We start from the raw sequence: 20,574 nt of genomic DNA on the forward strand, positions 1-20,574 counted from the left end.
CCTTCTCCGCTCGGTAGGACTCCACAAGTCGCTACGTCTGGAAATATTCTTCTCTATCGAGACAGATGCGATTCTTCAATCTTTTATGGCTTTTAAAACCCGTTTAAGAACGAACAGCTCGTAGAGGAAACAGGAGAAATAAGCGAAGATCTTAGGGACGTCGACCGAGACGGAATGCAAAAAGCGAAACACGCTCTTAAGCGTCCACCTCTGAAATTACTTCGGTGAATGGACTACTTTGGACGCGGTTTCGCTTTTTGCATGGAGTCGTGCAGTCAATCCCCCAGGGGGTGGCCCTAGAAGCTGAGCGTTTTCTCCTGTTTCCTCCCCACCACTACAGTAACGTACAAGAAGTTCTTTAAACTAAGCTGTAAAAATCAACTCATACACCATCTTCACGATCAAGGTAATGGATACAACCAAGAACAACGGACGGACATAACGTACTCCCGTTTTGATGGCCATTTTGGCACCAAGGTTAGCACCTAACAGCATCGCGATCCCCATGATGAGACCAGTCATGAAAACGACCTTGCCCTCCATTGTGAAGACAAAAAGCGCAGAAATGTTACTGGCAAGATTCAAAATTCGGCCATTGCCGGCTGCAATCACAAAATCATAGCCAAACAAAAGCACCATCAGAAAAACAAAGAACGAACCAGTTCCGGGCCCGAAAAATCCATCGTAAAACCCGATTAAAAAGGTAAAAGGAATCCCGATGCCGAGCGTAAACTTGGTCAGCCCTTTGTAGTTGGAGTCTTGACCAAAACGTTTGTTGAAAAGAGTGTAAACAAAAATGAGTGCCATCATGATAACGACAAGGATCTTCAAAAACTCCTGGGGAACGAACAGAACTGTTTTCGCTCCGAAATAGGCGCCGATCAGGGAGACGGGAAATAAGATCAGCATGAGCTTCTTGTCAAATTTACCATTCTTGATAAAGGTGTAGGAGCTGGTGGCAGATGAAATTGTGCCAGCCAATTTGTTCGTGCCAAGAGCAAGGTAGGGTGGCATTCCGAGACCGAGCAGGGCGGGGAGGGAGACGAGTCCGCCTCCACCAACTGTACTGTCGATGAATGCTGCAATGAATCCAAAGACGGCGAGAAGTACGATCGTTGATAAGTCCATTTCCACTAGATATCACCTGATTCTCTTCGTTTGTAATAATCCAAGTCTAGCACGCTCGATTTTGTTTTCAAGATAGAAATCTTTCAAATAATAAATAGATTAATATACTTTGCATACCGATTTGTTGAAAAACTGTTTGGCTTACAGTATAATGAAGTCGTAAGCTTGACCTACATAATTTGAGGAGGAATGTTACAATGGCACATCAACTTCCTGCATTGCCTTATGCACACAACGCTTTGGAACCACATATCGACGCGCAAACCATGGAAATCCATCACGGACGCCACCATGCTACTTATGTTAACAACCTGAATGCAGCTCTGGAAGCACACGCTGACCTGCAAGGTAAAAGCATTGAAGAGCTGATCAGCAATCTGGATGCTCTGCCTGAGTCCATCCGCACTGCTGTTCGAAACAACGGTGGAGGCCATGCTAACCACACACTGTTCTGGGAAATCATGAGCCCGAATGGCGGCGGCGCACCAGCTGGTGAACTGGCTGACGCAATCAACGCGGCTTTCGGAAGCTTTGACAACTTCAAAGCAGAATTCGCAAAAGCGGCTACTACACGTTTCGGTTCCGGATGGGCTTGGCTGACTGCAGAAGGCGGAAAAGTAGCAATCACCTCTACTCCTAACCAAGACAGCCCAATCATGGAAGGTAAAACACCTATCCTTGGTCTGGACGTTTGGGAGCATGCTTACTACCTGAACTACCAAAACAAACGCCCTGACTACATCGGCGCGTTCTGGAACGTTGTAAACTGGGATGAAGTTAGCAAGCGTTTCGCAGCAGCGAAGTAATTGTAACTTTACCTGTCAAAAGGCTTGTCGTTCTTTAAGAGCGGCAAGCTTTTTTTGTTCAGAGGAAAGAAACGGCATCGATTCTGGATACACTTGTAACCGTGATGAATATGAGATATAATACTTACTAAAAGTAACTAAGTTTAAAAAGTATAGAGGAGAGTGTACGAAAATGATGCCGTCTTTTTTCATTGCACATGGTGCCCCGTTACTTGCCATAGAAAACAATGCCTATACAGAAGCACTGAACCAATTGCCTAGCCTGCTCCCGCGCAAGCCGCGTGCTATCGTCATATTTTCCGCTCACTGGGAAGCACATGATCAAATGGTGGGAACCATGGACACCTTCCCGACTATTCACGATTTTGGCGGTTTCCCGCAAGCGTTATACGAAATCGAGTACCCGGCAAAAGGAGAGCGTGAAGTAGCGGATGAGACAATCCGACTTCTTCAGGAAGCTGGTATTCCAGTCGCTTTGAACACGACAAGAGGCTTGGATCATGGGCACTGGGTTGTTTTGCGCCATATTTATCCGGATGCAGATATTCCCGTTGTTGCCTTATCGGTTAATCCGAACTTGACCGTGACAGAGCAATATCAGATCGGCAAAGCACTCAGTCCGCTCCGCGAAAAAGACGTTCTGATCCTCGGCAGTGGCGGAACCGTCCATAATTTTTCCTATATGAACCTGAGAGAGTCCGATAGTGATACTTTTGAGTGGGCGGAGCAATTCGAAGACTGGCTGCAAACAACATTGACTGACTGGAATGTCGAGGATCTCGCCAACTACCGCGAGCTTGCTCCACATGCCGAAAAAGCTGTTCCCGCGTATGGAACAGAGCATTTTGTTCCGCTTGTGTACGTCATGGGAGCTGCTGACGATGAACGTACAGCGAAGCGCCTGCATTTGAGCATCCGCTATGGTAGTCTCAGTCACACCCTTTGGCAGTTTGGTGATACGAAATAATGACAGTGAACATGGAGGATGTTTATCGGGAGTATAAATCATTACTGTTTTCCCTTGCGTACCGGATGACTGGTTCGGTAACGGAAGCGGAGGACATTGTTCAGGATACTTTTCTTGCATTGGCAGGTACCGACATCCAAGACATTCACCATGTAAAAAGCTATCTGTGCAAAGCTGTGACCAATCGCTGTCTGGACTTATTAAAATCAGCCCGTTGGAAACGGGAGCAGTATGTAGGGGAATGGTTGCCGGAGCCGTTGCTGGACGCTTCAGAAACCAATGATCCCCTGCAAACAGTGATTGCCGGAGAAGCAGTCTCGTATGGCTTGCTTGTTCTCTTGGAGAATCTGCCGTCGACGCTACGTGCCGTTTTTGTGCTCCGAACGGCACTGGACTACGAATACAGTGAAATTGCCGCGATGCTCGAAATGACCGAAGTAAATTGCCGTAAGAAGTTTAGTCTTGCGAGAAAAAAGCTGGCTGAAGCAGGATACCAGGCGATCGTCCCTCAGCCGAATCGGACTTCGAGCTTGGTAGAACAGCTAATGCAGGCTATCTCCAAGTCAGATGCGAAGTCGTTGATCGGACTTTTGACAAAAGATGCTGTGTTTGTCAGCGATGGTGGCGGGAAAGTTCGTGCGGCTATTCATCCCATCTTCTCAGACGAGCGGATTACTGCCTTCTGGATGGGGGTATGGCCGAGGTGGGCTTCTCAGGCTACCATGCAGATTCGCTCGATCAATGGCCAAGATGGAATTGCCGTCTACTCCGAAGGTCAGCTGAAAATGATCATCCAGATCACGATGAATGAAGAAGAAGATCGCATTGCACGCTTGTACATGATGGTCAATCCAGATAAGCTTGCCCATTTGCAAAAAGAAAATGGATGATTCGTCACAAGAAGGACGCTTCACTCGTCTTTGAGGTTGAAAGCAAATTCGAGTGGAGAGGACAGATGAATGATGCAAGCTAGATTCAATCATCGTGCAGCAAATCCTGAGGCGTATCAAACCATGCTCAAACTGGAAAGTTTCGTGAATGAGAGCGGCTTGGACAAAAAACTGATTGAGCTGATCAAAATTCGTGCTTCCCAAATCAACGGCTGCGCTTTTTGCATGGATATGCATACGCAAGATGCGCGCAAACTCGGTGAAACTGAGCAACGCATTTATTTACTCAGCTTATGGAGAGAATCCGCGGTTTACACAGAGGCAGAGCGGGCTGTCCTTGCTCTGACAGAAGCTGTCACTGTCATTACGACTAACGGTGTTTCTGAAGAGCTCTACCAGCAGGTACGCGAGCATTTTGACGAGAACCAGTACGTTGCCTTGATTATGGCGATCAATACGATCAACAACTGGAACCGAATTGCGATTTCGACAGGAATGAGTGCTCCGTATAATAAGTAAAGATCAGTCAAGCAAAAGACACGCCTCTTAGGAAAAGGAGCGTGTCTTTTTTCGTTGCTATACATCCATCTCGACTTTTCTGCCTGGATAGAACTGTTCCTCTTCGGCAAGGGGATTACCTTTGGCGGTCAGCGTGGTAGGCGTAATCCGGAAGATGGCGGTTGTACTGCCCATCGAAGAACGATACTTGATGACATGCTGCAAAGGCAACGGTTCTGAATAGTAGCCGGGTACGTACTTGTCGATCATGGATTGCATCGCATCTCGCATCTCCTCAGGTTCAGAAACACGCTCAATGGTCCCAGCGATAAACACACTCATGTAAGCCGTATCGATATGGGCAGGCACAGGTGAGGCGATTGTGCCGTACTCCTCGCAAACACTGAAACATACACGGTTGTTGCCATTAATCATCTCGATTTTTCTGCCAGAATCCGCGCCGTGAAAATAAATGCAGCCATTCCACCAAGCAAAATTTAAAGGAAGGATGTACGGCTCGATTTCATTGGACAAGCCGAGATGGCCGACCTTTGCCACTTGCAAAAACTGGTCAATTTGCTCCTGATCAGTAATGGTACGCTTGGAATAACGAATTGGTATCATGTCGAGTCCCCCAGTCTGTCGTTGCTATTTTGATCGTAATCGGAATTTGACTAGGGGAACAGGTGCAATTTTGGCAAAAATGAACGGGTCAGATGACAAAAAAATAACCGCCCTCTACAGACAGGGGCGGCAGTCTCATCTTATTACGAGCGTTTTGAATCCAATTTTTTGGTAAGCTGATCTTCTCCACGGTGAATCCAGCCAACGAAGGAATCGCGGATGGTCAAATCAAAATCGAGGTAGACCACGGCGACGAACATGTAGTGACTTTTCCCTTGAAAACGGGAGCGGTAGCGCAGATCAATCCATTTGACCTCATAGCCAAAGGAGCGCTCCTTTGTTTCTACATGTACATGATGGGTAAAGGCGAGGAAGGACTGGACTTTGTAACTTTTTTTAGCTGCCGCAATCCGCTCATTTTCCGGTTTGATGGAGAAGGTGTCCAAGATGACGACGTCTCCCGAAATGACTTCACCTACATACCAATGCTGCTCTGTCTTGGCGACGAAGGTCCAATATGTCCAGGAAAGAGTAGGGATGATGGTGAAGGTACCAGCTTTGCCGATTCGCTGACGAACCAGCTCGGTCGTTCGTCTTTGCGCCTGACAACGCCAGTAATAGTACCCGGCAATGATCACGTATATCCATAAAAAGACGTGTCCAGGATGCGCGCCTGCCGCCCATAGCATAAAGCCGACGAGATGAGCAGCGAAAATGAACGGATCGAAAATGAAAATGGCGTTGAGCGCCACCCATTTGTCGCGAAACGGGTACAGGCCCTTTGTGCCATAGGAATTGAACAAGTCAACGAATACGTGTAAACAGACGGCCAGGAATATCCAGCCGAGCAAATGCAGCCAATGGGGCTGTGGCATCATGGCCTGGATGAGAACGAAAATGGCTCCAGTCCAGAGAAATAAAGCGGGAACCGAGTGAGAAACGCCTCGGTGGTTGCGAATGTAGGCAGCGGTACCACGAAGACGGACTAAGCCATCCAAATCAGGTGCCTGCGAGCCAATGACCGTACCAATCATGACGGCCACTGCAAGTGACGGAGTAGAAGCTACGACAGGATCAAGATAGGCGAGCCCGGCCAATCCAAAGCCCATGGCAAAATGTGTGGCTGTATCCATGGAATCGTTGTCTTCCTCCCTTCCTTCCACTTTTATTGTTTATTATAGCGTTTGCCTAAGGTTAATTCTCGCCCGTTCTGAAAATATTTGTGTGCTTGTTCGCACGAGGTGGGAAAGGTATGATGAAAGCGTTGAATCGTTAAAGGAGGAACATGTCGCATGTTAACGGTTTTCATTGAATACAAGCTGGATACTGAAAAACGGAGTCACGCTCTGCGATTGCTCACCTCGATGGCTGAGCGAATGGAAGCGCTGGGGGCACGTCAGTATCGCTCAATGGAGGGCTTGGATCAGCCCGGTCTGTTTGTCGAAACGTTTGAGGTCGAGACTGTTCACGTATACGAAGAAATCAAGGCAAACCGATTGGCAGATCAAGACTTTTGCGACTGTATTTCCGGCGGAGCTGCGAAACTGCATGTGTGGGCGTTTCGTCCCGCGGAACTGGGTTGAAAAGGAGTAGAGTAAACGGAAATGGCAAGAAAAAAAGAAAGCTTGAAATATACACTTCCTGAACAATTTCATGTGTTTGGCTTTGCCCAGGATTTGCTGGCCTGGTACGACTCACAAAAGCGGGATTTGCCTTGGCGGATCAACAAAGACCCATATCGAATCTGGGTATCAGAGATCATGCTCCAGCAAACACGCGTTGAGACCGTTAAACCTTATTATGCGAATTTCATGGAGAAATTTCCGACGGTGAGTGATTTAGCGAAAGCGCCCGAGGATGATGTCTTAAAAGCGTGGGAAGGACTCGGTTATTACTCCCGCGCGCGCAATCTTCAAACGGCAGCCCGCGAGGTAACGGTTCGCTATGGAGGAGTTGTGCCGGATACACCAGAAGAAATTGCTACACTAAAAGGTGTTGGGCCCTATACAGCCGGTGCCATTCTTAGCATTGCCTATGAAAAGGCGGAGCCGGCTGTGGATGGAAATGTTATGCGTGTCTTTTCACGCCTGCTGTATTTATCAGACGACATTGCCAAGCCTGCCACAAGAATCAAAATCGAGCATCTCGTACGCCAGGTCATTCCGGCGGGGAGAGCGGGAGATTTCAATCAGGCATTAATGGAGTTGGGAGCGATGGTCTGTGTGCCGCGCACTCCACAATGCTTGACCTGTCCGGTGTTTGACTACTGTATGGCGCGTCAAGAGGGAGTGGCAGAAGAGCTGCCGGTCAAAGGCAAAGCTAAACCTCCACGTCCTGTTGATCTGCAAGTAGGTATTATCATTCGCGACGGCAAAGTATTGATGAACAAACGTCCCGATCAGGGGCTTCTCGCCGGCATGTGGGAATTCCCTACTGTTGAAACCGAACAGGAAAGTGATGCTGCCAAGCAGGAGGCACTTGCAGCTGGTTTGCGTGAACGATTCGGAATCGATGTAGAAGTCATGCAGCCGCTAGGTACGGTTCAGCACGTCTTCTCCCATTTGCAGTGGAACATGCAAGTATGGTCCTGTGACTGGATAGAAGGGGAAGAGCTCCCCGCTCATGCAAGATACGCAGCTTGGGAGGAATTAGATGCATACACCATTCCGATGGCGCATCAAAAAATTCGCGAGCTGTTGGGACAAAAATAACAAGTAGTAAAGCTGTCGAGCATTTCTCGGCAGCTTTTATTTATTTCATCAGGCCGATGTGACGCAAGCCGTGAGATATCCCGCCATCATCGACGTGGCGCGTTACGTAATTGGCATGCGGCAACAAAGCTTCATGCGCATTGCCCATCGCGATACCCATCCCGACATAAGAGAGCATTTCTTTGTCATTCAGACCGTCTCCAAAAGCAACTGCCTTGCTTGGCGCAAGCCCGATATGCGAGAGGAGCGCTTCAATACCTAGCGCTTTGGAACCGTCTTTCGCAAATACATCCATACAATACTCATGCCAGCGTATAAACGAGAGAGCGGGAATCTCTTCTCTGTACTGTTGTTCGTGTGCATCTGGCGTAAACAACAGCGCTTGATAAATATTTTCCGAATGGGCGAAGTCCGCATTATGATCAGGGGAATCAAGCTTCAATTCCTGAAAGGTCCAATCCAAATAAGGATGCTGCTTATGGGTAGAAAAGCCCGCCGTACTGCCTTGAAACACGATAGGATGGTCGTGCTGGGTCGCGATCTGCTGCAACTGCTCGAGTGTTTTGGTCGGGATGGGGCGATCATAAATGGTTTTTCCTTGATAGACGACATATGCGCCATTGCAACTGATATACGAGTCGATGCCGCACTGCTGGGCAAGCTCGTCAAAATAATAATGAGCTCTGCCTGTTGCTAAGACGACCTCGATCTTGTTTTTTTGCAGCTCTTGAATAGCTTCGAGTGTATCCGATGGTATGATTTTCTCTTCATTGACGAGTGTTCCATCAATGTCTAAAAAGACGATTTGATACTCCATGATTTCACTCCCCAAGTTTCTCTTTTGCATCCATTATAAAGCTTCGAGAGAGGGGAAGAGCAGTGGAAAATAAAAAGATCATGCCCCCGCAGACATGATCTTTGTAAAACCGTTTCTTTTTATCGAATCAAAAACTCTGGAAATTGTGTCACGATCTGATGCTTTTGTTCTTCGATGCGTTTCAGCGCTTGCTGTTGCATGTATTTTGCTTCAATTTGCTTCGGTGTCAATTTCCGTTTCTCAATAATGATTGTGAAGAAAATCATTGGAATGTACATGAGTGTATCCCTCCCATCCCGTTAGTTTGGTGCAGTCAGCTGCCATCTATCGCTTTGACTCCTGTAAACCTCATCATCTGACGCCGTTGTTTGTTTTTCATACCAAAATCCCTCCTATAGTCAAGTAATCGTGTTTCGTCCATTAAATGCGGCTCACAAATTGTGCAGCTTCAAAAGCATGTTCTTCGGCGCGTTCTTCGAGATAGCGACAGCGAGCAGATTCTGCGAAAAGTGTCTCCGCTTGTTCCTTATTGCGTTCAATCTTGACTGTGAAAAGCAAAAAGTTCAGTACCATTACCAATCACCTCCTTTCAAGGTGGAAAATGTTAATTGAAGAGAAAGAAAAAGACCACGGGCGAAAGCCTGCGGTCTTCTGGCAACAAAAACGGACATGCCGTTTTGAAGGACATAGAAAGACCACAAGCAACAACGCCTGTGGTCGGTAATAGACGAAATGGAAATGTTGAAGAGTACGAATACTACTGGAATTCGTCGACCCAGGAGGCGTTGCTATATTCAGTTGGAACAACCACAAGACGATCAATAAGAGCTAGATTTAGGTTCATTGCTATCATCATCATGGTGCTGCCTCCTTTCTTTCCGTAGTAGTAGTGTGTGGAACGTACTCTTAGAATATGGCATTTTTTTCTTGTTGTAAAGCGATTTTTTACCTATTTCTAGAAGAAAGTATATTCTGAATATAATAAAAAATAATAAATAATAAACAAATGTGCAGTTTAGTGGGCAAATGAAGGTTTACCATTAGGCATATGGCGGGTATCAATATAGGACAATCATGACACGCAGAAAGGTGATGCTAGCGAATGAAAACACCCAGACTTACTGTAAAATCCAAGCTAATCGCTACATTTTCCACAATATTAGTGATGCCCATGCTTTTGCTCGGGTTGCTCTCGTATCAGAGTGCAAAGGCAGAGCTGTCAGATGAATTGCTTACGACTGCCTCTGAAAATGTTCGGTTGATAGATGCGCTTTTGAATCACACACTGCTGGAGCAATCGAGGAATGTGGAATGGATTGCTTCTGATATTGTACGTCATGACATCTTAGAAGAGACCAAAATGGGAACGAAAAAGCAATTGCAGCGTTTTCTCGCGATGAACCCAGAAGTGAGTGAAGCGTATATCGGTGACGAGAATGGTGGTATGTTGACTGCGAATGATGCGAAGCTTCCAGAGGGATACGACCCGCGAAAGAGGGATTGGTACATAGCAGCCATGAAGCAACCGGGGAAGAGCGTCATTGTGGACCCATACATTGATGCCATAACCGGAAAAGTCGTGTTGGGAATGGCGATGTCCTTGCCAGATAAATCCGGTGTTCTGGGAATTGATATTCAACTGACAGCGCTGGACGCGACGGTCAAGCAAGCGAAAATCGGTACCCAAGGATTCATGGCGATTTTGGATAAAAACCGAAAAATGCTGGTCAATCCAAATGGAGAGTCTGGTGTTGAGATTGCAGAGTCTTGGGTAGATACCGTATATGCAGAAGAGTCAGGTCGCTTACAATTCCAGCGCGAAGGAAATCCCGTCCAAGCCGTGTTTACCACGAATGAAAATACGGGTTGGAAGCTTGTAGGCGTGATGTATGAAAGTGAAGCAGCAGAAGCAGCAAATCCGATTTTTTACACGATGCTCGTGATTATAATAGCTGCGATGGTGGTAGCTGGCGGAGTCATTTACTTGATTTTGCGCTCCTTACTCCGTCCTTTGCGCATGTTGACAGAAGCAGCGGAAAAAATGAGCCAAGGCGATGTGACACAACAAGTAGATATACGAAGTGACGATGAGCTGGGTACGTTGGGCAAAGCCTTCAATCATATGGCGGAATCTCTTCGTTCCTTGCTCCATTCTGTGAATGATTCTGTTCAGCAGCTGGCTTCTTCGGCAGAGCAGCTCTCTGCAAGTGCGGATCAGACAAGCAAAGCGACAGAACAGATTGCAGAGACCATGCAAGAAATGGCGGAGGGAACAGAGCAGCAAGTCTCCCATACACAGGAGGGTAACGCAGCAGTCGAACAAATGTCAGCAAGAATCGGTCAGATCGTAGAGCATACACAAAATGTATTCACCGCAGCCCAGGAATCGTCGGACTTGGCAGTGACCGGAAACAAAGCCATTCAATCTGCTGTGCTGCAAATGAACGCATCCAGCGAATCGATTCACGGTCTGGCAAAAGTCGTGGATAATCTGGGGACTCGTTCCCAAGAAATCGGAAACATCGTGGATGTGATCACTGCTATCGCAAATCAAACCAACCTGCTTGCACTAAATGCGGCAATTGAAGCGGCTCGAGCAGGGGAGTATGGACGAGGCTTTGCTGTGGTGGCTGATGAGGTACGCAAGCTGGCAGAGCAATCCGCAAGCTCGGCACAACAAATTAGTCAGCTGATCACCGCGATCCAAGCGGAGACGAACCATGCTGTGATTGTTATGGATCAGAGCAAGCGTGAAGTAACAGAAGGGATTGAAAAAGTGAACGAAGCCGGCCAGTCCTTCGAACAAATTCAATCAGCCGTCAATGAAGTGGCAGAGAAAATTGGTCAGGTATCTGAAGCGACGCGTGACTTCTCCACAAGGGCACAGCAAGTGGTTGAGATCATGGGTCATATTTCCGAAGTGACATTGCAAGCGTCTGATGGAACACAAAGTGTATCCGCAGCTGCCCAGGAGCAGCTAGCTTCTATGGAAGAGATCGCTTCCTCAGCCGTTTCTCTCGAACACCTCGCAGAGGAATTGCAAAACCAGATCGGCAAATTCCGTATCTAAAAATAGGCCCGGCGCCGTGTTTACATACACGAGCAGCCGGGTTTTTTACTTAATCGTAAATAGGTGATGAGGAATGATCCCATCCCCCGCTGTCTCCATTCACTGGCCCACGGGATTCAAGCTCATGGATGACTTTAACGTGAAGAGAGGCTCCTTCTGCACTGAGATAAGCTGCCAGTTGTGAAAAACTGTGATGGTAATAAAGCAGCTCATTCATTTCCCAATCAGCCAGTGGCACCATGGTTAATTCGGACAATTCCCGACCTATGTACACCCTGCCATTCCCCCTTATGTGGTAGTGGTTTGCCTGATACTGCGAGCTTAGTATGGCTATAGTCGAGAGGATCAAGTCATGCCGGGATTTTTTCCGCAGGTAGAAAAAGCGCAGGCGGAGTTGTATAATGAATAAGTGATTTTTACTTATTAGTACCTACTATTAATAGTTGGTCAGGTTGGGAGGTAATCTTTTTATGAATACAACGAAAAAAGTAGCACTGGTTACTGGCGGAACGCGAGGAATCGGAAAAGCGATTGCGCTTCAATTGGCGGAACAGGGCTATGACCTGGTGCTGAACTATTTGCGTAACCGCACAGCGGCAAAAGAAGCGGCAGCAGAGCTGGAAGCAAAGGGCGCTCGTGTCCATCTGATCAAAGCCAATGTAGGGGATGTAGCAAAAATCAAAGAGTTGTTCGCAGAAATTGACCAGGAATTCGGTCGCTTGGATGTATTTGTGAACAATGCGGCATCGGGTGTACTGCGTCCACTGATGGAGCTGGAAGAGAGCCATTGGGACTGGACCATGGAAATTAACAGCAAGGCTCTGTTGTTCTGTGCGCAAGAAGCGGCAAAACTAATGATCAAGGGCGGCAACGGCGGAAAAATCGTGAGCTTGTCCAGCCTTGGGTCCATTCGAGTTCTCGACAACTATACAGCGGTTGGCGTATCGAAGGCAGCTGTAGAAGCGATTACTCGTTATTTGGCAGTCGAGCTCGCACCGCATAATATTGTAGTAAACGCTGTTTCTGGCGGAGCGGTGGATACGGATGCACTCAAACATTTCCCGAATCGTGAAGAATTGCTCGGCAGCTCAGCAGAGCGTACGCCAGCAGGACGCATTGTGGAGCCGGAAGACTTGGCTAATGCTGTAATTTTCTTGCTCTCCGACAAAGCGTGGATGGTTCGCGGACAAACCTTGATTGTAGACGGCGGTATTTCTCTTTTGACATAATTAGTTATGGCAGATGGAGTATGGAGTTGGAGACTTTGTGGTGTTGCGACACAAGACAAAGTTGTCCATGTGTTGTACAATAGAGGAAGAAGGTTACGAAGGAGGCAACACATGCTGATTCGTCCGTTTCGACTCGGTGACTATTCGGCTATCACACGTATTTGGCAGGAGACGGGGTTGGACCAATCGGACAAAGAGTCATTGAACGATTTGGCCCAGCATTTGGCTTGGGACAGCGATCTGGTAATGGTTGCAGAAATTGAAGGCAAAGTTGTAGGGGTCGTGGTTGGCACGATCGACGGAGCACGTGCCTATTTCTACCGATTGGCTGTACTTCCAGAGATGCAAGGCTCAGGTATTGGTCGTGAACTCGTTGAAGCAATTGAAAAGCGTTTCAAGCAACGAGGTGTCAATAACGTCTTGATCATGGTCAATCAATCAAATCCGGAAGTCCTTCCGTTTTACCTTTCACTTGGCTATGAAGTACAAAAATATGTTACACTTTCCAAAAAGCTCTCTTCTTAAAGGAGGCTTGTCCCCATTCAAATAGAGAAGAGAAGAAAGGGGAGAGTCATGTCACCAACTCCGGGCTCCAATATCCGCATAGAAAGTTATAAACATGACCATTCGTTGCACCGCATATGGGACAAATCTACGTTGATTCATACCAGTGATGCGGTGGTGATTGGGGGAAATGATCGGGTCAAGGTGACAGAAGCAGACGGGCGGGAATGGCGTACGCGTGAACCGGCCATTTGTACATTTGGTAGAGGCCAGTGGTTCAATACCATTGCCATGATTCGTGATGACGGCATTTATTATTATTGCAACATTGGTTCGCCTTTCAGCATGAAGGGACAATTGCTAAGCTACATAGACTATGATCTCGACGTAAAAGTGTTTCCCGATATGACGTACTCGATTCTCGACGAAGAGGAGTTTCTTTTACATAGCAAACAGATGAACTATCCTCCATTTGTTGTGGAAAGAGTGCAGACAGCATTGCGAGAGGTGCTGGATTGGGTAAGCGCACGACGTGGCCCTTTTCAAAACGGATTCGTCCAACGTTGGTACGAGCGTTATCTTTTAGTACGAGATGATGAGGAATAATCCCTTTCCCGAATGACCGGGGGAGGGATTTCCTTGTTTGCAAAGGAGGTATGATGCTTGAGCATACGCCGTTACTTGGCATATGTATGGCCCTATTGGAAACAAATCCTGGGCACCATATTCATTGGTATTATAAAGTTTGCGATCCCACTTGCTCTGCCGCTTCTTATCAAATACGTCATTGATGACCTGCTGCCAAGTCCGCTTCCTCAAGAGGAAAAGTTGAAGCAGTTATTTTGGCTGATGCTCGGGGCCCTTTTGTTATTTACCGTCGTTCGCGCCCCTGTTGAGTACATCCGGCAATACTATGCACAGTGGGTATCCAGTCGTATCTTGTTTGACATCCGCAATCAATTGTTTTCTCATTTGCAGCGACTGTCGATGCGCTACTACAACAATACTAAGACGGGTGAGGTCATCTCCCGCGTCATTAACGATGTGGAATCAACTAAAAGCTTCGTGGAAACGGGACTGATGAATCTCTGGCTGGACCTGATTACGATCATCCTGACACTGGCGATCATGCTCTACATGGATGTGGAACTGACGCTTGTGGCGATTGTCGTTTTCCCTTTGTACAGTATTTCCGTCAAATTTTTCTACAAGCGCTTGCGTCAATTAACCAAGGATCGTTCTGCGGCACTGGCGCGTTTGCAAGGATATTTGTACGAACGCGTCAATGGGATGGCTCTCATCCGCAGCTTTGCCTTGGAGAAGCAGGAAAGCAAGGAATTCGCAAAGGAAAACAATCAGTTTTTGGATAAGGCACTGGCGCAAACACGATGGAATGCGCGAACTTTTGCTGTAATCAATACGGTGACGGATATCGCACCGCTCCTGGTCATTGCTTATGCTGGCTATCAAGTTATTGGCGGAAGTATGAGCGTAGGAACGTTGGTTGCGTTTTATGTTTATTTGGATCGCTTATACACGCCGCTGCGACGCTTGGTCAATTCCAGTACGGTACTGACACAGGCAATTGCCTCGATGGATCGGATGTTCGAGTTTATCGATGAATCGTACGATATCGTCGACAAGCCAAACGCAGGGGAGCTACCTGTCGACCCTGCAACCAAACGCATTCGCGGGGAAATTCGCTTTGAGAACGTGTCCTTCCGCTATCGAGAGGAAGGCCCTCTTGTCTTGAACAACGTGAATCTGAACATCTCTTCTGGTGAAACAGTTGCGATTGTCGGGATGTCAGGCGGCGGAAAATCTTCGCTGATTAGCTTGCTGCCGCGTTTTTGGGACGTGACAGAAGGGAAAATTACGATTGATGGCATCGATATCCGTGATGTGAAGCAGCAAAATTTGCGTCACCACATCGGGATGGTGCAGCAAGATAATATTTTGTTTAGTGAATCAGCAAAAGTAAATATTTTAATGGGCAATCCTGATGCAGATGACAGTGCTGTGCAAGAAGCTGCGAAGGCGGCAAATGCCCATGACTTTATTAGCGAATTACCGAATGGCTACCATACGGAGCTGGGAGAGCGCGGCGTAAAGCTCTCTGGCGGGCAAAAGCAGCGAATCGCGATTGCACGTGTTTTCCTGCGTGACCCGGGTATTCTGATTCTGGATGAGGCGACTTCTGCACTCGACTTGGAATCAGAGCACACGATTCAGGAGTCTTTGTCCAGATTAGCAAAAGGAAGAACCACGCTCATCGTGGCCCATCGACTTTCGACGATTACTCATGCGGACAAAATCATTGTCATGAAAGAGGGACAAATCGTTGAGGAAGGCACGCATGAGCAATTGCTGGAGAGAAAGGGCGTATACTATGGCCTGTGGAGTGTGCAAGATTTAGGAAGTACATCCGACCCGCAACTGGGATAAGCAGATGGGATTGGAGGAAATCCGATGGAGATATGGCGCCGTAATTTATATGTGCTTTGCGGATCGTTGTTTTTCGTCATGGTGGCGATGAGCATGATCATGCCTTTTTTACCGCTTTTCATTCAGCAGGATTTCGGAATTGAAGACCCTCATCAAGTCACGGCTTGGGCGGGGATTATTTTTGGAGCTAACTTTTTAACGGCGGGCCTCGTCTCGCCTATTTGGGGAAATTTGGCCGATAAGCACGGGCGCAAGATCATGATTTTGCGCTCGGGATTTTTCATGTCTATTACCATGGCACTGACCGGTTTTGCGGGAAGTCTGTGGCAGCTTTTGGCCCTTCGTCTGCTCAATGGACTCGTAGGGGGAATCATCCCTGCCAGTACCGCATTGGTAGCATCCTCTGTACCAAAAGAACGAATTGGCTGGGCAACGGGGTTGCTTCAGTCTTTTATTACGGCCGGAACCATTATGGGACCGCTATTTGGCGGCGTTCTCGCGGAGAAGATCGGCTTTCGGATGATTTTTGTGATTACCGGTTGCGTATTATTACTGGCGACCTTGGTCATTACGTTTATGGTGAAAGAGAATTTTGTTCCACCTGAAAAAAAGGAACGGTCGAGTCTTCGGGAAGATTTTCAGATGATCTTCTCTTCCAAAGAACTCCCGGCGCTCTTTTTTGTAACCGTAATGATCCAGTTTGCGTTGTTTAGCATTATCCCTGTGTTGCCGATCTACATTTCGCAATTGGTAGGATCAGAAGGGGCAAAGGTAGCACTGTGGGCCGGTATTGTCCAAGCATGCATGGGGGTAGCAAACGTCTTTGCCTCCCCACAGCTGGGGCGTTTAGGAGATCGGTTTGGTTCGCAAAAGGTGCTCTTGTTTTCGCTTTTGGCTGCCGCAATCATCTTCATTCCACAAGGTCTCGTACATACGGTTTGGCAATTGGTCGCGCTCCGGTTTTTGTTAGGCTTGTCATTGGGAGGATTGCTCCCATCTGTCAATGCTTTGCTGCGACGAGCAACACCTGTACATATGGTCAGTCGCGTCTACGGCTATAACAACAGCTTCGTCAGTATCGGCAGCATGCTTGGACCGATGATTGGCGGTTTTTTGGCAGGCTATGTGAGCATTAGCGGAGTCTTTTACATGACGAGTGCGTTCTTGTTTATTAACGCGGGCTGGGTGTACTACAGCTTTTTCCGAAACAAATCTGTACAGCATTCTGATTCTGGAATAGAATAAAAGGTATTTTCGCGAAAAGAGGTGCACCTCCATTGTGATGGCGAGTCGGTGTGAATAACTTCATATTCCATCAGGACGTATAGGCTGGTCCTGAACCGACAGGAGGGTGTGCTTCATGTGGCATCGACGCTTTATTTGCCTCTGGGCGGGTCAGACATTGGCCAACCTTGGGGATGTATTTTATATTGTCGCGTTTATTTCGATTATCTACGCTGCAACTGGCTCTGTCATGTACACGGCGTTTATACCGGTTGTCATTGTATCTTCGCAGTCTGTGAGCAGCTTGTTGGCTCCGTTAGTGTTTCAGCGATTGTCGTTGACGGGCATGCTCGTGCTGTCGCAAGGCTTGAAGACGATACTTTTGGCTACAGCCTCATTAGCCGTCAGCAGCGGTGTAGGAGAGCAGGGAGAGTGGATCTGGCTGTTGTTCGGATTGGGGGCAGCCATAGCCTTTATGGATGGCTGGGCAAACCCTGCGCGCAATGCCATGGTACCGCAGTTGGTCGGACGAGAAGACCTCATGCGAGCGAATGGGTTGCTTGCCACCTCGGATCAAACCGTTCATTTTGCTGGCTGGGCCGCAGGGGGGTTACTCGTTTCTTGGTTGGGAGCGGGTGTTGTTCTGTGGGGAACGGTTGGTGCCTATGTAGTGGCAACGATCGCGATGACAGGCATTGCACCGGCAAGCGAAAAGCTACGTGAAGGTCAGGCAGCTAGGGCGACAACAAACTGGCTCACTGGATGGAAAACAATTCGCGATGTACCTGTACTGCGACTGCTGGTTGCGATGGATGTCGTGATCGGCTTGTCCGGGGGTGTGTGGATCGCTGCGATTATGCTGCCATTTGTCCTTGATGTGCTTGGACAAGGAGAAGAATGGTGGGGCTACATCAATGCCGGTTACATGCTTGGAGCCATTGCAGGTGGGACGTTGCTATTGATGTATGCGGAGCGGATGCGTCGCCATTTATTTCGCTGGATCATTTGCGGTACGATTGGCGTCGGATTCTTTACCTTTTGTTTTGGCAGCAGTACAAACGCGCTGGTGGCACTGTTGTTTTCCTTTGCGCTGGGCCCGTTTTTGGAGATGGTGCATGTAAGCAAGCAGACACTTTTGCAGCAAGAGACGGAAGAATCAGCACTGCCCTATGTCATGTCAGCAAAGGGGACGATTGATTTACTCGTTTTTGGCGCTTCTGCTCTGGTGATGGGGGCTATCGCTGAATGGCAGGGTGTCCGGGCTGTTTATTATGTATCTGCTGGATTGCTACTCATCGCTTTCCTTTTTGCGTTGCGCTTGCAAAAAAAGCAGACGGAGCATTCCAGTGGGGTTTCCGTAAATTAAAACACGAACAGGCTGTCTTACCCGTAGACTTTTCTACTGGTAAGGCAGCCTTTTTTGATGATATGCTTCTTGATCATAAGAAGGTATACGTATTTTTTATCTATTTCCATAAAATGAATTTATCGTAGTGTTCCACGATTTACGCAAGATCGGCTCTCCGTGCTTCGTGCGCAATTGAATCCGGTAAAAGTCATCACTGCCTGTCAGCACAATCTGCGGGATGATCGCACCATGATCTTTGAAGTTTGAGTAACTCAGATTTTCTCACTACAATAAAGAGGAGTGAACAATAAGAGTAAGGATGGGTGAGCACATGAACATTCTCGTATTGCATGGAAGCTCAAGAGACGCAGGGAATACGGAGCAATTGACAAATCTGGCATTGGAAGGCGTGCCGTACACCAGTATCCGTCTGCGGGAGAAAAACATTCGCCCGATTCACGACCAAAGGCATGACGAGGGAGGTTTCGATGCAGTCGCGGATGATTACGATGAAGTGACGGAAGCGGTGCTCGCCCATGGATTTTCTGATTTTCTCTACGCCGATCTATTGGTACGGTATGTCGGGGCATATGAAAAACTATGTAGATCGCTGGTCGCAGAGCTTGCGTGACAAGCGTTATTCATTCAAAGAATCTCTTGGGCAAAAGCAGGCGTATGTCATTACGACTGGTGGAGACCAGCCCAGATTGAAGGGGCTGCCACTGATTCAGCAGTTTCAGTATGTTTTTTCTTTTGTCGGAATGCCATTTGCGGGCTATATGATCGGAGAAGGCAACAAACCCGGTGAGGTATTGTCAGATCAACGGGCAATAGAGGAAGCAAAGATTTTTAATGCGTGGCTGAAGGCCAAACAATAGCGTATCGAACGACAAAAGACCGGGAGCAATTCCGGTCTTTTGTCTTGTTATCTTTCACCGATTATGAGGTGAAGCTGTCTAGTTCGGTTATGGTACCGGAATGGAACAGACTTTTTCGAACACCCTGTGCATCGTAGGTATAATGAGTATAAACCAGCATTCTATTAAAATCAGCAACTTGGCTGACCGTGTAAACTTCTTCCAACCAATACATAAAATATACGCAAGGAGCTATCTCCACGTAGTTGAATGTATAGTAACCATTGAATCCTTTATGTGGTCCAGCAATCCCTTCATCATGCCGATGAGTAGCGTCAAAGAAATGAATGATAAATACATTGCCATCATCATAATCATAACGAAAGGTGTTACCAGCGTATACAGGGAGTCGATGACTGTATTGTTCATATTGAAAATTTGGATGATGCATATCATACTCCTCCTTTTGTATGCAATATATGTAAAATATAGGTGTATGCTCTGCGTGGAATGCAAAAAAACAGCGGCCAGACTAAGACGTTATTTTCAGGTCTTAGGTAGCCGCTGTTTCATTTATGTAGGGTCAGTCTAAACACGAAACCTATTTTTCACCGAGGTGACGCAGGATCGCCATCAAATCGAGCTCTCCCAGTCCTGATTCCAGTGCATGACGATAGGTGGCATTGACGGATTCCGCCAAAGGTGTAGAAACGCCTGCTTCATGCGCAAGTCGAAGGTCCTTGGACATATGCTTCAGGGCAAAGGCAGCCGGATAGTCGTCAGCGAGGATCGAGGCTGCTTTTCCGCGGATTAACGGGGTTCCCACGGCGCTCTCGGAAATGATGTCCAGCATCTGTTCTGTGCCAACGCCGAGAGAGCGAGCGAACAGCAGTGTCTCAGAGACACCTTGTACCGTAATGCCAAGCAACAGATTGATCGCCAGCTTGGCAGACGTGCCAGCACCGTTTGGTCCCAAATAAAAGGCTGCTTTGCCTAGCTTGTCCAGCATCGGCTTGGCTACCTCATAATCCGCTTGCTCGCCGCCTACCATGATGACGAGCGTCCCTTCTTTTGCAGGTCCTACACTGCCTGAGACAGGTGCATCGAGAAAGCGCAGCCCAGCTTGTTTGGCCCGCTCGGCAAGAAAACGGGAAGTATCCGGTGAAATGGTGCTCATGTCCACTGCCAGCTTACCTTGCACAGGAAGACTTAAGAGACCATCTGAGCCCGTATAGATTGCTTTTACGGCATCATCGTCACTTACCATGGTAAACAGTACATCACTTTGTGCTACCACCTCGGACAAAGTCGCAGTCTCTTTCGCACCCAATGCTACCAATGATGCAGATTTTCCCGGTGTACGATTCCAGACACGTACGTCGTAGCCAGCAGCCAGCAGATTGCTAGCCATTGGAATGCCCATGTTTCCCAAACCAATCCAACCGATGATCATCGT

Annotated in this window: 22 protein-coding genes and 1 pseudogene; 14 read left to right on the forward strand and 9 right to left on the reverse strand. The window is 47.7% G+C overall.

The annotated features are described in order from the left end of the window. Positions 1 to 363: 363 nt before the first annotated feature. Positions 364 to 1,134 carry a TSUP family transporter gene (locus tag PMI05_RS29010; RefSeq protein WP_007729774.1) on the reverse strand — a complete coding sequence of 257 codons (771 nt, stop codon included), beginning with the start codon at positions 1,132 to 1,134 and terminating at the stop codon, positions 364 to 366. 191 nt (positions 1,135 to 1,325) lie between these two features. On the opposite strand from PMI05_RS29010, the gene PMI05_RS29015 reads away from it, so the two are divergent. The 4 genes from PMI05_RS29015 to PMI05_RS29030 all read left to right on the forward strand — a co-directional run bounded on the left by PMI05_RS29015 (position 1,326) and on the right by PMI05_RS29030 (position 4,310). Then, positions 1,326 to 1,934 (forward strand): superoxide dismutase, encoded by a 609-nt coding sequence (locus PMI05_RS29015; protein WP_007729775.1) that lies wholly within the window; start codon positions 1,326 to 1,328, stop codon positions 1,932 to 1,934. A gap of 172 nt (positions 1,935 to 2,106) precedes the next feature. Continuing rightward, entirely contained in the window at positions 2,107 to 2,901 is a 795-nt protein-coding gene (locus PMI05_RS29020) for a dioxygenase (RefSeq protein WP_007729776.1), read from the forward strand. Beyond that, complete coding sequence (gene sigJ, locus PMI05_RS29025; protein ID WP_007729778.1) at positions 2,901 to 3,791, forward strand: RNA polymerase sigma factor SigJ; 891 nt, start codon at positions 2,901 to 2,903, stop codon at positions 3,789 to 3,791. The genes PMI05_RS29020 and sigJ overlap by 1 nt, the downstream gene beginning before the upstream one ends. 72 nt (positions 3,792 to 3,863) lie before the next feature. Beyond that, complete coding sequence (locus PMI05_RS29030) at positions 3,864 to 4,310, forward strand: carboxymuconolactone decarboxylase family protein (RefSeq protein WP_193375292.1); 447 nt, start codon at positions 3,864 to 3,866, stop codon at positions 4,308 to 4,310. Positions 4,311 to 4,367: 57 nt separating this feature from the next. On the opposite strand, the gene PMI05_RS29035 is transcribed toward PMI05_RS29030, so the two are convergent. Beyond that, complete coding sequence (locus tag PMI05_RS29035; RefSeq protein WP_007729782.1) at positions 4,368 to 4,913, reverse strand: pyridoxamine 5'-phosphate oxidase family protein; 546 nt, start codon at positions 4,911 to 4,913, stop codon at positions 4,368 to 4,370. 143 nt (positions 4,914 to 5,056) lie between these two features. Then, complete coding sequence (locus PMI05_RS29040) at positions 5,057 to 6,046, reverse strand: metal-dependent hydrolase (RefSeq protein WP_007729784.1); 990 nt, start codon at positions 6,044 to 6,046, stop codon at positions 5,057 to 5,059. Between the two features lie 159 nt (positions 6,047 to 6,205). On the opposite strand from PMI05_RS29040, the gene PMI05_RS29045 reads away from it, so the two are divergent. Then, positions 6,206 to 6,496 (forward strand): hypothetical protein, encoded by a 291-nt coding sequence (locus PMI05_RS29045; protein WP_007729786.1) that lies wholly within the window; start codon positions 6,206 to 6,208, stop codon positions 6,494 to 6,496. 21 nt (positions 6,497 to 6,517) lie between these two features. After that, positions 6,518 to 7,624 (forward strand): A/G-specific adenine glycosylase, encoded by a 1,107-nt coding sequence (gene mutY / locus PMI05_RS29050; protein WP_007729788.1) that lies wholly within the window; start codon positions 6,518 to 6,520, stop codon positions 7,622 to 7,624. A 40-nt stretch (positions 7,625 to 7,664) separates the two neighbouring features. Here mutY and PMI05_RS29055 read toward each other — a convergent pair whose 3' ends face one another. From PMI05_RS29055 to PMI05_RS31215, 3 genes are all read right to left on the reverse strand, one after another. Beyond that, positions 7,665 to 8,441 carry a Cof-type HAD-IIB family hydrolase gene (locus PMI05_RS29055; protein ID WP_007729790.1) on the reverse strand — a complete coding sequence of 259 codons (777 nt, stop codon included), beginning with the start codon at positions 8,439 to 8,441 and terminating at the stop codon, positions 7,665 to 7,667. Between the two features lie 119 nt (positions 8,442 to 8,560). Next, entirely contained in the window at positions 8,561 to 8,719 is a 159-nt protein-coding gene (locus PMI05_RS30595) for a hypothetical protein (protein ID WP_007729792.1), read from the reverse strand. Between the two features lie 142 nt (positions 8,720 to 8,861). Continuing rightward, positions 8,862 to 9,014, reverse strand: coding sequence for a hypothetical protein (locus PMI05_RS31215; RefSeq protein ID WP_007729794.1), 153 nt, complete (start codon positions 9,012 to 9,014; stop codon positions 8,862 to 8,864). A 529-nt stretch (positions 9,015 to 9,543) separates the two neighbouring features. On the opposite strand from PMI05_RS31215, the gene PMI05_RS29060 reads away from it, so the two are divergent. Continuing rightward, positions 9,544 to 11,511, forward strand: a complete 1,968-nt coding sequence (locus PMI05_RS29060; protein WP_007729799.1) for a methyl-accepting chemotaxis protein — start codon at positions 9,544 to 9,546, stop codon at positions 11,509 to 11,511. Positions 11,512 to 11,560: 49 nt separating this feature from the next. Here PMI05_RS29060 and PMI05_RS29065 read toward each other — a convergent pair whose 3' ends face one another. After that, positions 11,561 to 11,785: a hypothetical protein gene (locus PMI05_RS29065; RefSeq protein ID WP_007729801.1), complete on the reverse strand. Its 225-nt coding sequence runs from the start codon at positions 11,783 to 11,785 to the stop codon at positions 11,561 to 11,563. Between the two features lie 196 nt (positions 11,786 to 11,981). Between PMI05_RS29065 and fabL the strand changes: the two genes are divergently transcribed. The 7 genes and pseudogenes from fabL to PMI05_RS29100 all read left to right on the forward strand — a co-directional run bounded on the left by fabL (position 11,982) and on the right by PMI05_RS29100 (position 19,139). Continuing rightward, a complete protein-coding gene (gene fabL, locus PMI05_RS29070) occupies positions 11,982 to 12,740 on the forward strand; it encodes an enoyl-[acyl-carrier-protein] reductase FabL (RefSeq protein WP_007729803.1) in 759 nt (252 codons plus the stop codon). Positions 12,741 to 12,851: 111 nt separating this feature from the next. Continuing rightward, on the forward strand, positions 12,852 to 13,265 hold the full coding sequence (locus tag PMI05_RS29075; RefSeq protein WP_007729804.1) for a GNAT family N-acetyltransferase: 414 nt from the start codon (positions 12,852 to 12,854) through the stop codon (positions 13,263 to 13,265). A gap of 48 nt (positions 13,266 to 13,313) precedes the next feature. Continuing rightward, complete coding sequence (locus PMI05_RS29080) at positions 13,314 to 13,850, forward strand: DUF402 domain-containing protein (RefSeq protein WP_007729805.1); 537 nt, start codon at positions 13,314 to 13,316, stop codon at positions 13,848 to 13,850. 57 nt (positions 13,851 to 13,907) lie between these two features. Continuing rightward, the gene (locus PMI05_RS29085) at positions 13,908 to 15,689 is read left to right on the forward strand and encodes an ABC transporter ATP-binding protein (RefSeq protein ID WP_007729806.1); all 1,782 of its coding nucleotides are present in this window, start codon (positions 13,908 to 13,910) and stop codon (positions 15,687 to 15,689) included. Positions 15,690 to 15,713: 24 nt separating this feature from the next. Further along, positions 15,714 to 16,934 carry an MFS transporter gene (locus PMI05_RS29090; protein WP_007729807.1) on the forward strand — a complete coding sequence of 407 codons (1,221 nt, stop codon included), beginning with the start codon at positions 15,714 to 15,716 and terminating at the stop codon, positions 16,932 to 16,934. Between the two features lie 115 nt (positions 16,935 to 17,049). Continuing rightward, a complete protein-coding gene (locus PMI05_RS29095; RefSeq protein WP_007729808.1) occupies positions 17,050 to 18,279 on the forward strand; it encodes an MFS transporter in 1,230 nt (409 codons plus the stop codon). A gap of 313 nt (positions 18,280 to 18,592) precedes the next feature. Then, positions 18,593 to 19,139 (forward strand): annotated as a pseudogene (locus tag PMI05_RS29100) (flavodoxin family protein). A gap of 61 nt (positions 19,140 to 19,200) precedes the next feature. On the opposite strand, the gene PMI05_RS29105 reads toward PMI05_RS29100, so the two are convergent. Then, the gene (locus PMI05_RS29105) at positions 19,201 to 19,569 is read right to left on the reverse strand and encodes a hypothetical protein (protein ID WP_007729811.1); all 369 of its coding nucleotides are present in this window, start codon (positions 19,567 to 19,569) and stop codon (positions 19,201 to 19,203) included. A gap of 150 nt (positions 19,570 to 19,719) precedes the next feature. After that, positions 19,720 to 20,571: an NAD(P)-dependent oxidoreductase gene (locus PMI05_RS29110; protein ID WP_007729812.1), complete on the reverse strand. Its 852-nt coding sequence runs from the start codon at positions 20,569 to 20,571 to the stop codon at positions 19,720 to 19,722. Between the last annotated feature and the right edge of the window lie 3 nt (positions 20,572 to 20,574).

The organism is Brevibacillus sp. BC25 (assembly GCF_000282075.1).
Classification (GTDB): domain Bacteria; phylum Bacillota; class Bacilli; order Brevibacillales; family Brevibacillaceae; genus Brevibacillus.

Bases quoted from the DNA above. Each gene is read 5' to 3' on its own strand.
- fabL (WP_007729803.1), top strand. From the start codon at position 11,982: ATGAATACAACGAAAAAAGTAGCACTGGTTACTGGCGGAACGCGAGGA.
- PMI05_RS29110 (WP_007729812.1), bottom strand. From the start codon at position 20,571: ATGATCATCGGTTGGATTGGTTTGGGAAACATGGGCATTCCAATGGCT.
- PMI05_RS29105 (WP_007729811.1), bottom strand. From the start codon at position 19,569: ATGCATCATCCAAATTTTCAATATGAACAATACAGTCATCGACTCCCT.
- PMI05_RS29060 (WP_007729799.1), top strand. From the start codon at position 9,544: ATGAAAACACCCAGACTTACTGTAAAATCCAAGCTAATCGCTACATTT.
- mutY (WP_007729788.1), top strand. From the start codon at position 6,518: ATGGCAAGAAAAAAAGAAAGCTTGAAATATACACTTCCTGAACAATTT.
- PMI05_RS29030 (WP_193375292.1), top strand. From the start codon at position 3,864: ATGCAAGCTAGATTCAATCATCGTGCAGCAAATCCTGAGGCGTATCAA.
- PMI05_RS29075 (WP_007729804.1), top strand. From the start codon at position 12,852: ATGCTGATTCGTCCGTTTCGACTCGGTGACTATTCGGCTATCACACGT.
- PMI05_RS29035 (WP_007729782.1), bottom strand. From the start codon at position 4,913: ATGATACCAATTCGTTATTCCAAGCGTACCATTACTGATCAGGAGCAA.
- PMI05_RS29045 (WP_007729786.1), top strand. From the start codon at position 6,206: ATGTTAACGGTTTTCATTGAATACAAGCTGGATACTGAAAAACGGAGT.
- PMI05_RS30595 (WP_007729792.1), bottom strand. From the start codon at position 8,719: ATGTACATTCCAATGATTTTCTTCACAATCATTATTGAGAAACGGAAA.
- sigJ (WP_007729778.1), top strand. From the start codon at position 2,901: ATGACAGTGAACATGGAGGATGTTTATCGGGAGTATAAATCATTACTG.
- PMI05_RS29055 (WP_007729790.1), bottom strand. From the start codon at position 8,441: ATGGAGTATCAAATCGTCTTTTTAGACATTGATGGAACACTCGTCAAT.
- PMI05_RS29080 (WP_007729805.1), top strand. From the start codon at position 13,314: ATGTCACCAACTCCGGGCTCCAATATCCGCATAGAAAGTTATAAACAT.
- PMI05_RS29015 (WP_007729775.1), top strand. From the start codon at position 1,326: ATGGCACATCAACTTCCTGCATTGCCTTATGCACACAACGCTTTGGAA.
- PMI05_RS29090 (WP_007729807.1), top strand. From the start codon at position 15,714: ATGGAGATATGGCGCCGTAATTTATATGTGCTTTGCGGATCGTTGTTT.
- PMI05_RS29040 (WP_007729784.1), bottom strand. From the start codon at position 6,046: ATGGATACAGCCACACATTTTGCCATGGGCTTTGGATTGGCCGGGCTC.
- PMI05_RS29020 (WP_007729776.1), top strand. From the start codon at position 2,107: ATGATGCCGTCTTTTTTCATTGCACATGGTGCCCCGTTACTTGCCATA.
- PMI05_RS29095 (WP_007729808.1), top strand. From the start codon at position 17,050: ATGTGGCATCGACGCTTTATTTGCCTCTGGGCGGGTCAGACATTGGCC.
- PMI05_RS31215 (WP_007729794.1), bottom strand. From the start codon at position 9,014: ATGGTACTGAACTTTTTGCTTTTCACAGTCAAGATTGAACGCAATAAG.